The 12,153-nt window shown below is 23.7% G+C and carries 8 protein-coding genes and 1 pseudogene; 6 read left to right on the top strand and 3 right to left on the bottom strand.

The window, feature by feature from the left end:
* The first annotated feature begins 2 nt into the window (after positions 1-2).
* The 3 genes from mtaB to F811_RS0104905 all read left to right on the top strand — a co-directional run bounded on the left by mtaB (position 3) and on the right by F811_RS0104905 (position 5,609).
* On the top strand, positions 3-1,256 hold the full coding sequence (mtaB, locus tag F811_RS0104895; RefSeq protein ID WP_020004164.1) for a tRNA (N(6)-L-threonylcarbamoyladenosine(37)-C(2))-methylthiotransferase MtaB: 1,254 nt from the start codon (positions 3-5) through the stop codon (positions 1,254-1,256).
* A 22-nt stretch (positions 1,257-1,278) separates the two neighbouring features.
* Positions 1,279-3,099, top strand: a complete 1,821-nt coding sequence (locus F811_RS0104900; protein ID WP_020004165.1) for a DUF262 domain-containing protein — start codon at positions 1,279-1,281, stop codon at positions 3,097-3,099.
* Between the two features lie 140 nt (positions 3,100-3,239).
* Complete coding sequence (locus F811_RS0104905) at positions 3,240-5,609, top strand: BspA family leucine-rich repeat surface protein (protein ID WP_020004166.1); 2,370 nt, start codon at positions 3,240-3,242, stop codon at positions 5,607-5,609.
* Here the strand turns inward: F811_RS0104905 and F811_RS0104910 are convergent.
* The gene (locus F811_RS0104910) at positions 5,606-7,675 is read right to left on the bottom strand and encodes a tetratricopeptide repeat protein (RefSeq protein ID WP_020004167.1); all 2,070 of its coding nucleotides are present in this window, start codon (positions 7,673-7,675) and stop codon (positions 5,606-5,608) included. The two genes, F811_RS0104905 and F811_RS0104910, sit on opposite strands and share 4 nt — an antisense overlap.
* Before the next feature lie 144 nt (positions 7,676-7,819).
* Between F811_RS0104910 and F811_RS0104915 the strand changes: the two genes are divergently transcribed.
* Positions 7,820-8,494, top strand: a complete 675-nt coding sequence (locus F811_RS0104915) for a suppressor of fused domain protein (RefSeq protein ID WP_020004168.1) — start codon at positions 7,820-7,822, stop codon at positions 8,492-8,494.
* 443 nt (positions 8,495-8,937) lie between these two features.
* Here F811_RS0104915 and F811_RS16010 read toward each other — a convergent pair.
* Positions 8,938-9,492, bottom strand: a pseudogene (locus F811_RS16010) (hypothetical protein).
* Positions 9,493-9,589: 97 nt separating this feature from the next.
* On the opposite strand from F811_RS16010, the gene F811_RS0104925 reads away from it, so the two are divergent.
* Positions 9,590-10,468: an ankyrin repeat domain-containing protein gene (locus F811_RS0104925; RefSeq protein ID WP_020004170.1), complete on the top strand. Its 879-nt coding sequence runs from the start codon at positions 9,590-9,592 to the stop codon at positions 10,466-10,468.
* A 391-nt stretch (positions 10,469-10,859) separates the two neighbouring features.
* Positions 10,860-11,663: a hypothetical protein gene (locus tag F811_RS0104930; RefSeq protein WP_020004171.1), complete on the top strand. Its 804-nt coding sequence runs from the start codon at positions 10,860-10,862 to the stop codon at positions 11,661-11,663.
* Between the two features lie 109 nt (positions 11,664-11,772).
* On the opposite strand, the gene F811_RS0104935 is transcribed toward F811_RS0104930, so the two are convergent.
* The coding region (locus F811_RS0104935) for a hypothetical protein (protein ID WP_020004172.1) at positions 11,773-12,153 on the bottom strand (381 nt) is incomplete at its 5' end.

Below are 12,153 nucleotides of genomic sequence, written 5' to 3' on the forward strand. Positions count from 1 at the left end.
TTATGAATATACATTTACATACTTTCGGATGCCGACTAAATCAATATGAAAGCGAAAAGATTTCATATGAATTAAAAAATATGGGGGCAAATATCACCGAATTAGATAATGCCGATGCAATAGCTATAAATACATGCACTGTTACTAATGACAGTGATAAAAAACTCATTGCCTATTTAGAAAAACTTGGAGACATATCTCAAAAAAAAGTATTTTTAATAGGCTGCTATGTTTCAAAAAAAGATAAAGATTCTTCTATTATAAAGGATAATATTATACTCATACCAAATGAGAAAAAAGAAGAGGCTTCCGAAATAATATTTAATACTATGCATAATAACTCTGAAAATAAAATAAATAATCCTATATTCTTTCCTCAGGAGCAAAGCAGAGCATATTTAAAAATACAGGACGGATGCGAAGTATTCTGCACATACTGCATAGTTTCAAGGGTAAGAGGTACTCATAGAAGCGTAGAACCTCAAAAAATATTTGATGCTGTAAAAATGGCCAATGATTACGGATATAAAGAAATAGTACTCACTGGTCTTAATTTGGGTTCATACAATTACAATAATGAAATTAGCTTCTATAATATACTCACTCAAATATTAGAACATTCCTCAAAATACGGCATAAGAATAAGGCTTTCATCTGTAGAACCGCTTTATTTTGATGACAGCCTTATAAGCCTATTTAAAAATGATGATGTACTTTGTCCTCATGCACATATACCCCTTCAGTCTGGGAGCAATAAAATACTTAAACTCATGAACAGAAGATACACAAGAGAAGATTATCTCTCAATTACAGAAAAACTATATAAAACTAATTCAAATATGGCAATAAGCAGCGATGTAATGGTTGGTTTTCCTTATGAAGAAAATACAGATTTTAATGATACCTATGATTTATGCGAAAAGTCAAAATTTATAAAGATTCACATATTTAGATATTCAAATAGAGAAAATACTCCTTCTTCAAAAATGGACTCTCAAGTCGGATACAGAACAAAATTAAAAAGAGCTAAAATATTAAATACTCTAAACGGCAAATTAAAAGATTTATATTACAAAAATTCCGAAGGAAGAAATCTAAAAATAATAATAGAAAAAACTTTATCAGACAATAATTATATAGGAACGAGTGCCGAATACTTAAAATGCAAACTTAAAAGTGAATCCTCACTAAACAAAAAAGAACTTACAAGTGCAAAGGCATTAAAATATGAAGGCGGTATTATGATTTGCAACTGAATATAATATAGGAATAATAATCATGAATAAAATAGAAGGTAAACCTAAAACATTAAAAGAATTATTGCAAAATACAAAATATACTATCCATTATTATCAAAGAGAATATATGTGGCAAGAAAAACATATAGGTGAATTAATTGAAGATATTACATCAGAATTTTTAGAATATTATAAAGATGTACATACGCGTCAAGATGTAGCAAATTATGGCGGGTATTTTATGGGTTCAATTGTTTTAGCAGGAAGAGAAAACGCTATAATTGATGGTCAGCAGCGTTTATCATCTTTAACATTATTATTAATTTATCTTAATAATAAGTTAAAAGAAATAAATGAAACTCATGATAGTATTCCTTTTATGATATTTTCTCAGTCCTTTGGAGTAAAATCATTTAACATAAATATAGATGAAAGAAAAGAATGTATGGAGGCAATTTTTAACAATAATGAATTTGATACAATCAATTCTAATGAATCAGTAAAAAATTTATATAAAGGTTATCAATATATAAGTGATATATTTCCAGATGATATTACAGAAAAAAATCTACTACATTTTTGTGATTGGCTTATAGAAAAACTTTTTTTCATTGAAATTGTTGCTTCTACTGAGCAAGATGCTCACAAAATATTTATAAGTATGAATGACAGAGGTTTAAGTTTAACTTCTACAGAAATGCTTAAAGGATACATACTTGCTGAAATAAAAGATGATAAAGAAAGAGAAGAACTTAATTTAAAATGGAAAGAAAAAATACTCAGTCTAAAAGAAAATGATAATAAAGAAGATGAAACATTTATAAAAGTATGGTTAAGAGCTCAATATGCTGATACTATTCGTCAGGGTAAATCAGGTGCTGAAAATAAAGATTTTGAAATTATAGGGGGCGAATTTCATAAATGGGTTCGTGATGAAAAAGATAAATTAGGATTAAAAATATCTAAAGATTATAAAGATTTTATTGAAAAATTTTTATATTTTGCTTATATATATAAAACAATAAAAAATTATGAATGTACATATAATAAAAAATACAAATATATATTTTATAACGCTAAACTTGATTTTACTTTTCAAATGCAATTATTACTTGCTTCTATATGTTATAAAGATGATATGCAAACCGTATCTCAAAAAATAATATTAGTTTCTAGATTTATAGAATTTTATATTTTATCAAGAACACTTAATTACAGCAGAGTTACCTATAATACAATAAAGTATAACATATTTAATATAACAAAGAATATAAGAAACTCTAATTCTAATATAAACGTATTAAAAAATACTTTAAAAATAGAATACAAAGCTTTAAAGTTAAATATTTCTGAAACATTAAATAATTTATATTTAAATAATTTTAATAAAAAATATTTAAAACATTTCTTAGCACATATAATTTCATTTATAGAAGAAAAAATTTCACAGCCTGAAAATTATGTTAATTATATGAATAATGAAACTAAAAATCCTTATGAAATAGAACATGTTATATCTAATCATTATGAATGGTTTCAAAATGAATATTCAAGTAAAGAAGAATTTGAACATTATAGAAATAAAATTGGAGCATTGTTATTATTACCTAAAAGCATTAATGCAAGCCTAAATGATAGCATATATCAAGAAAAGGTAATAAAATATTCACAAGAAAATATATACGCTTCATCTCTAAACGAAATAAGTTATAAAAATAACCCAAAATTTAAACAATTTCAAAATGAATATAATATTCATTTTGAGCATTATTCAAAATTTGGAAAAATAGAAATAGAAAAACGCACAAAATTATTAATAGAATTATTTAACATAATATGGAATAAAAATATGTTTTCATAAAATTGTTTCAGAAAAAATCAGGAGTAATATTAAATAATTAAAAAACTGAATAATGAAAGAAAACAAAACATTCTTAATTTATTAGCAATACTTCAAAAAGAATATTTAATTATTAAAATAATATACCATTAGGAATAAATATGAAATACAAGCCTACTTCCAAAAAAGAATTAAAAGATTTAATAAAAGATGAAAGTATTTATTTAGGTGATATTGATACCAGCTTAATAACTGATATGGCAAACTTATTCGATTTTTTTAATAGAGATAATTATGACGGTATAGAGAATTGGGACACTTCTAATGTAGAAAATATGGCTGGTATGTTTTCTGCTAATAGGAATTTTAATAAAGATATTAGTAAATGGAATGTTTCTAAAGTAAAAAATACGGCTTATATGTTTTTCTTGGCTGACAAATTTAATCAGCCTTTGAATGATTGGGACGTAAGCAATGTGATAAATATGAATAGTATGTTCATGAATGCTAAAAGTTTCAATCAGCCTCTTGATAATTGGAATGTAGGTAAAGTTCAAAGTATGAACGATATGTTTCATTGTGCTGAGAATTTTAATCAAAATATAAATGATTGGAATGTAAGTAATGTAGAAAGTATGAATCACATGTTTTCATCTGCTCATAAATTTAATCAGCCTTTATTTAAATGGGATACTTCTAAAGTAAAAGAGATGTCTGGTATGTTTTCATTGGCTTATGCATTTAATCAGTCTCTTAATAATTGGAATGTAAGTAATGTTACAAATATGAGATGTATGTTTATGTTTGCAAGAGATTTTAATCGACCTATTAATAATTGGAATACAAAAAAATTAAAAGATGCAGGAAGTATGTTTTCAAATACATCTTCATTTAATCAAAATTTAGATGATTGGAATATTGATAATCTTTCGGATATGAGTAATTTTAATAAAGATTCTAAATTAGAATTAACATTTAAATTCAAGATTTATCTATATGCATTGACTTTGGATAAAGAAGAAAAAAATAATTTAAATGATTTTATAAAAAACAATGTAAAAAAGATATATGAAATTATAGAAAATCATAAAAATAAAAAAGTTATTCTTCTTAAAAGATATTTAATAAATAATTTTTATAATGAATTAAAAGAGTTAATACCAAATTATATTGAAAGTTTTAATAGTATAGAAGAAGTTTATAATTATATAGATAAAAACTATAATAAAAAAGATGATAAAAAAGTACAATTTATAGATGATATAAAAATTGAAAATATAGATAAAAAAATAATAAAATATATTTACTTATCATATTTAGAATTAAAAAGAGAAGCCTACAGAATAAAACAAATAGATTATATTATAAATTTAATTGATGAAAAATCTTTTATAAATGCAGTAAAAACAATATATGAAAACACCAACAAAGAAACATCAGCTATTATGTATGGAATATATGGAGGCGATGAAGCATTAAGAGAGATTTATAAAAAAGAAAAAGATTCAAAATTATGCTTGATTATATTTTCTTTAAATAAAAATAGTAAATATGCTATTAATATGCTTTATAATGTGTTTAAAAAAAGTAAAAAGTATGAAATAAGAATAATGACAGAAAGGATAATTAAGGATATAGCAGAAGAAAATAATTTGAGTGTTTATGAATTTGGATTAAAAGCTATACCAAATTTCGGATTTGATAGAAACGGAGAGAAAATAATAAATAACAATCAATATAAAATAATTTTGAAAAATGATTATACTATAGATTATTTTGATATTAAAGAAAATAAAATATTAAAGCAAATACCTAAAGATTTTGATGATAGTATAAAAGAAGAAATTAAATACATAAAAAAAGAAATTCCAAATATTATAAAAAATCAGAGTAGAAATTTGATAAAAATTCTATTAACAGGGAAAAAGTACAATTTCAATTTTTTTAAAGAAATATTTATTGATAATCCAATAATGAATAAATTTGCTGTTAATTTAGTTTGGAATTTATTTGATGAAAATAATAATTTTATAACAACATTCAGATATTCAGGCGATGGTAGTTATACAAACTACGATGATAATACAGTAAATATAAATGATAATTATTTTGTAAGTTTATCAAGCCCTATAGAAATGGAAGAGAGTATTATATCAAAATGGAAAAAACAGCTTGAAGACTATGAATTATCACAGCCGATAATGCAGTTTACAAATATACAAATAAATAATTTAGAAGAAGCGTTAAATAAATTACAAAATATAGAAATAAGCTACGGCATGGTAAAAGCATTTTCTAAAAAGTATGATATGAATACAGAACATAAAAGTTATTACGAAATTAACGGATATTCTTATAAAGATTCATACAATAATCAAGATTTTTATATAAAAACAAAAATTATCAATACTGAAACCAATTATAATGATAAAATAAAAATTAATATAGAGTTTAATAATGCAAGTAACAGATTTATATATACTTGGCTTATACTTTTAATATGGGATTTAAGATTAACAGAAATGTTCTAATAATCAATATTATTATTTTTTAAAAACTCTATTGCAGGCTCTATATTTTCATGTGATAATTCTTTCATATCATCTATAATTGAATTTATTTCATATTCATCATTATTTTTTAAAGCTGTTTGATATGATTTATTAAAATATTCTAATGCTTCTTTATTTAAATTATTATAATTTTCTATATTGTTTTTTTCTTTTTCTATTAATGCAAGTCTTGATTTAATTTCTCCTATATTACTATAAGGCAAAGCAAGCTCAGAATTTATTTCTAATGCTTTATAAAAATTTTCTAATGCCTTATCATATTCTTTTACTCTCACATAATAGCTTCCCAAATTATTAAAAGCATAATCATGTTTATGATTTAATTTCACAGTCATTTCATAATCTCTAAAAGCCTCATCATAATTTTTCAATGCCTCATTTGCAATACCTCTATTATAATATACTTCATCAACATTGGGATTTAACTCTATAGACCTGTCAAAATCTTTTATAGCTTCTTCATATAAAGATAAATCAAGTTCAGCATTTCCTTTGAAAAAATATATTTCATAATTATTAGGTTCTAATTCTATAGCTTTATTATAATCATTAAGAGCGTCTTTTATTAATACTGCATTATGTTTGGCAATAGCCCTTTTATAATAACATTCATTTCCAAGCTCTATAGCATTAGTATAATTTTCTATAGCATCATCATATCTTTTTGATATTTCATTTAAAGCTGCTTTCAAAGTATATAAATAAGCTCTATCAGAATCTGATTCTATGTGAAATAGGGCTTCATCAAAATCTTTTATTGCCTCATCATATAAATTTAAATTAATTTTTGACATAGCTCTTTCATAATAAGCATCTATATGTATATTATCTAATTCCAAAGTTTTATTATAATCTTCAATAGCTTCTTCATAATGTTCTAAACCAGACTTAGAAGTTCCTCTGTAAAAGTAAGCATCAGCATAATCAGGATTAGCTTTTATAAATATATCAAAATTATTAACAGATTCTTCGTATCTCTCTAATTCCAAATAACAAATACCCAAATTATAATAAACAAATATATTATCATAATTAATTATAGCATTAAAATCTTTTATTGCCTCTTCAAATAAATTAACGCTCTGTTTGCATAAAGCTCTATTATAAACAGCTTCTTTATCATCAGGATTTAATTCTATAACTTTATCATAATCTTTTATTGCCTTATCATATTCTTCTATTTTTGAGTATGTTAAAGCCCTATTATAATAAGCCTCATCATCATCAGGATTTAATTCTATAACTTTATTATAATCTTCTATTGCATTATCATATTCTTCTATTTCACAGTATGATGAAGCTCTATTATAATAAGCGTCTATCTCATTTTTATTTATTTCTATAGCCTTTGTATAATCTCTTATAGACTTATCAAACATATTTAATTTAGAATAACTTAATGCCCTATCATAATAAATATATCCTTCATTGGGTAAATAGTAGGCGGCAATATCAAAATCCTTTACAGCTTCTTCAAATAAATTTAAGTGAAACTTTGAAAGTCCTCTGTAATAATAGTAAATATAATTTATTTCATCGAAACTGTTAAGCAATGTATCAAAATCTTCAATAGCCTTTTTATGTTTATTTATCTTAACATAGCATAAAGCCCTTATATAATATGCATTCTGCAAATTAGGATTAACTTCTAAAGCCTTAGTAAAATCAGAAACGGCATTTTCATAAAATTTCAAATGATACTCATCTACTCCCCTACTGTAATAAACATCAAAAAAAGAAGAATCCAATTCTAGAGTCTTATTAAAATATTCTATAGCCTCATTATAATTTTTAAGATTATGCTTGGAAGCTCCTATATTATAATAAGTATTAGCCAAAAGAGCATGCATATTATCAGTATCATCTTCATTATAAATAATATATTCATTATCAGAATAAAAAACTAAATCTTTATTATAAATATCAATTATCTTTTCTAAGTTATAAATAGCCTCTTCATATCTTTTTTCTTTAAAAGCATTTTTTCCTAATTCAAATAATTGCTGTATTTCTTTTTTTATCATTCATTTATCCTGAATATCAATTTATAATTTGTATATTAGAATATTTTTATAATTTTTCAAGCAGTAATAATTAAAATATCTTGATATATGTATCCTTTCTGTTATACTAAATTTTAATAATTAACATAATAATCGGAGAACATTATGAGCGTAGAAAATTTAAACAATAATGATTTAAATAATGAAGAAATAAACACTTCTGGTTTTGATGCTATAACTGAAGCTTTTGAGAAAATATATAAAGAACAAAAAGAGCCTTTGCACTACAGCCCCATAATAATCTATGAACTTGGAGGAAAAGACCCTCTTGACGGAGTAAGCGTTTACAGAGGAGATGGATACTATCATTTTGTTACTTATGGATTTAGCGAGCTTTATGAAAAAGAATCAGAAGATAAAGAATACAGCGGATTTGGGTTTGAACTTACTTTTAAATTAAAAATGAATGAAAAACAAGCGAATAACACCAAAGATGAAGATGCTTCAGATGATGAAATAAAATCAGCAGTAGGATTTTTACAGCAATTAGCGGGATATGTATTTGAAAGCGGCTCAATATTTAATCCATACGAATATATATGGACTAAGCAGAAAGAAGGAATAGACTCAAAACAAAAATCTAAAATAACTGGATTTATAACAATACCAGATGAAGCAGGAGAAATAAACACACCTAATGGAAAAGTTATTTTTGTTGAGCTTGTTGGAGCAACTGACAGCGAACTTAATGCCATATATGACAAAAAAATTACAGTAAAAGAATTAGCACAAAAAATAGGCACAGATATAACAGATTACAGCAGGACTTCTTTATTGTAAACATTGTAGTATATATGGAACAATTTTATTTTATCAACTGATGCACTTTATATAGAATTATCAACTTTTTTGCCGCGTCTTCGCCAAAGTTTTTATCCTTCGTATACGTTTTACGAAAAACGCAATTGATAGAACTTTATATTTTAAATATATGTATTAAATGTATGGTAATACCTAAAATTTAGGCTAAAAATGCAGTCTTTTGCGAAGCGTATCCGAGTTTATCGAGGATATAAGGTTCTTTGTGCCACACCAAAGTATGACAGCGTCACAAAAGAACTAGGATATTTCACAGTACACAGCGTGGAGTGCAAAGCCACAGATATTAAAAAATGAAATATGATTTTATTTTTGACAAACTATAGTTGTTTAGGTATATGCTAAAAAGATGTTTATGATGAAAAATAATATACAATATATTAATTTTTTATATCATAATTTTTCTATTTTTCTATACTAATCCATGTTAATTTGCTTATAATATTTAAATACAAATTTTTATTTTTCATATTTCTATCTAAAGAATATTTTTCTTGTTTCATTACTAATCTACTTTTTTCTTCCAGCATTATTTGATTACAATATAGATATGCTTGTCTTTTGTCTATTCATTCATCATTAATCTACTTTTTACAAAATTGTTATATTTATAGGTTTCTCTTTTACTATTTCATACATAGATAACTCCAAATATTTGCTTGTAAATATTTTAAGCCAATAATTTAAATCTTTAGATAAAGCATTTTTATTGATTTTTTTAACTCTATTATATATATTTGTAAATGAGGCAAATCCAATATTAGGTACTATTGTCTATTTTAAATTTTAATTAAAATGGAGTAGTATTTCAACAGAATAAAAAGTCTTAATATTGGCATTAATCATTATTGAATTAATAAAGTCCAATAATATTGCCTCATACCTTTATCAGATAGAAAATATCTCACAAAGTAATCGTTTAAAACATTAATATTTTTATTATTTGATTTCAATTCCAGTTACTATAATGAAATATTTATACCTTGTAAAACAATATTGACAAAATATACCAAGATACTGTATAATCAAAAAACTAATATTAAAAAGAGATTTATGATGAAATTATTATGCATTATTATATTTATTATTAGTTCGTATATTTCTTATGCTCAAGTGAGTGATGATTTTAAAAAATTAGCAGCGACAAATAAAGAATCAGCATTATACAAATCAGTAGTATCAGAAAATATTGATGAATTTAAATATGTAATTGAAAACAATAAAGAATACATAACCTACTCTATAACGAATAGTAGCTATGAGTGGTATGACTATATACCTAATTTAAGCACTAATAATTTCTCTAATTTCGTAAAAGTTTTATTAGATAATGGAATGGATATTAACGAGAAAAATAATGCTGGAAAAAGCCTTATACTTGATGTAAGTAAGTCCTACGATTCACATCGTAAACCTAAATTCGGCACAAGTGAAATTATAGGAGTTCCAGATAGTAAATATAAAATTGAAACACTTATGAATCTTGGAGCAAATATTAATATACAAGATAATGATGGCAATGGTATACTTCACTATATACTTTCTAGAGATCATATAGGAACAGAAGAATATAATATTATTGAAATGCTTATAAAAAATGGAATAGATATCAATTTACAAAATAATGATGGAGATACTGCACTTCATAAAATTTCATATAAAAAAAATAATGGGCATAGAGATATTGATATTGAAAAAAAAGTTATATCTCTTTTGATAGAAAATAATGCAGACAAAAACATAAAAAATAATAATGGACAAAAAGCGTATCCCAGTGTATTTATATATAAAATAAAATTAATTTTTAGTAAAATATTTAATGATATATTATACCCTATTTTTATGCTTCTACTTATAATTATAGTTGCTATACCATCTTTTATATTCTATGCAATATCAGGATTTATTGAAAATTTATCTGGATTTTTTAGATAATTGATTTCATGCAGCTTAAAATTACATATGTTTAAATTTTTTAAGTTTGTCAACTGATGTACTTTATATAAAATTATCAACTTTTTTGCCGCACACGCTCTACGGACTTCTTCAAAGTTTTTATCCTTTCGGATACGCTACGCGAAAAACGCAATTGCTAGAACTTTATATTAAAAACATGCCTATTAAATATAGAATAATGCAGTTCTTTCACCACAGGCGTACAGCGTATGGTTCTTTTATACCACGCCACGGGCGGATAGACGTCATAAAATAACTGTGGGGCAGGTAAAAGCCATGCAAATATTTTAAATTTAAAAAATTATTTTGACAAAATCTAGTTTTTTATATATATTCTAATATTTAATTTAAAAAAGTATATAATAATATTATGAACAAATATGCATCTCCAATATATCAATACAAAGGAAGAGTTAATTTAATAATCTCTTTAATATCAGCTTTAATAAATTTAACAGCATTACTCAATATAAATAATTTTAATTTAATAACATTTAATGCCGTATATTTATTTAGTTTATTTTCAGTATTTATGTTTATCAATTCCCGTACAGTTTATACTAATATTTTTAAAAATTACAAGAAAGAAATAAAAAATAAAACTCTATTTTCTTATATTGGTTTTGTTATATCATTAATTTTATATATATTAATTACAAAAATTATTTTGAATAAAGCAGTAGTATTTAATTATAAATATGCTTTTCTTCCTATTATGAATTTTATTTCTATAATATTAGCTAATATAGTATATTTTATATTAGAAAAACTTTTTATAAATGAAGATAAACGTTTCTTTAACATTAAATCTATTTCAAATATATTATTGATATCATTTGTGTATGCATTAATTTTTATAGCATTATATTTATTTTATGAATATAAATACATTATTATTTTATTAAGCATATCAAACTCTTTATTATCATCAGCTATACTTTCAGTTTTTAATATAATGTCATCTAAGTTTATGAATCCTTGGAGCAGATTTATATTTGTAAATGCTAGCTATATAATATCTTTGATTTTATCTTTAATAATATCTTCTATTATAATAGCGATTTTTTTTACATTCACAATAAAAATTTTTATTATTATTTCTATAATAATATTACTCTCATTTATAATTTCTCTTTTATTAGCCCATTATATAAAAGCATATTCATATTTATAAAGAAATACTTTACAACATTATTAGAGTGAGAGTACGACAAATAACTAAAAAATATATTTTTGAAAAATTATGGTTGTTTATATATAACTCAAAATATAAATTTTTTATATTATAATTTTTCTATTTTTTCTATACTAAGCCCTGTTAATTCGCTTATAAGATTTAAATCCATATTTTTATTTTTCATATTTCTAGCTAGAGAATATTTTTCTTGTTCTATACCTTGTTCTATACCTTGTTCTATACCTTGTTCTATACCTTGTTCTATACCTTTTTTCATTCCTTCTTCTATACCCTTTATACGCTCTTCATTAAGCATTAGAACATTAAAGTAATCTCTTTCATAATTACTGTAGCCATTATATAAATCATTACTTTTTACAAATTTATTATATTCTTCATATACTTCTTTCATTATAGGATTTTTCTTTACTAATATTTCCATAGTATCCTCCAATTTATCTTTTGAATTTAAAAACTCAAACCAATC

Source organism: Brachyspira innocens ATCC 29796, from assembly GCF_000384655.1.
Classification (GTDB): domain Bacteria; phylum Spirochaetota; class Brachyspiria; order Brachyspirales; family Brachyspiraceae; genus Brachyspira; species Brachyspira innocens.

What these genes read in the sequence shown, in the direction of transcription:
- mtaB (WP_020004164.1), top strand. Translation starts at nt 3, where the DNA reads ATGAATATACATTTACATACTTTCGGATGCCGACTAAATCAATATGAA.
- F811_RS0104900 (WP_020004165.1), top strand. Translation starts at nt 1,279, where the DNA reads ATGAATAAAATAGAAGGTAAACCTAAAACATTAAAAGAATTATTGCAA.
- F811_RS0104905 (WP_020004166.1), top strand. Translation starts at nt 3,240, where the DNA reads ATGAAATACAAGCCTACTTCCAAAAAAGAATTAAAAGATTTAATAAAA.
- F811_RS0104910 (WP_020004167.1), bottom strand. Translation starts at nt 7,675, where the DNA reads ATGATAAAAAAAGAAATACAGCAATTATTTGAATTAGGAAAAAATGCT.
- F811_RS0104915 (WP_020004168.1), top strand. Translation starts at nt 7,820, where the DNA reads ATGAGCGTAGAAAATTTAAACAATAATGATTTAAATAATGAAGAAATA.
- F811_RS0104925 (WP_020004170.1), top strand. Translation starts at nt 9,590, where the DNA reads ATGAAATTATTATGCATTATTATATTTATTATTAGTTCGTATATTTCT.
- F811_RS0104930 (WP_020004171.1), top strand. Translation starts at nt 10,860, where the DNA reads ATGAACAAATATGCATCTCCAATATATCAATACAAAGGAAGAGTTAAT.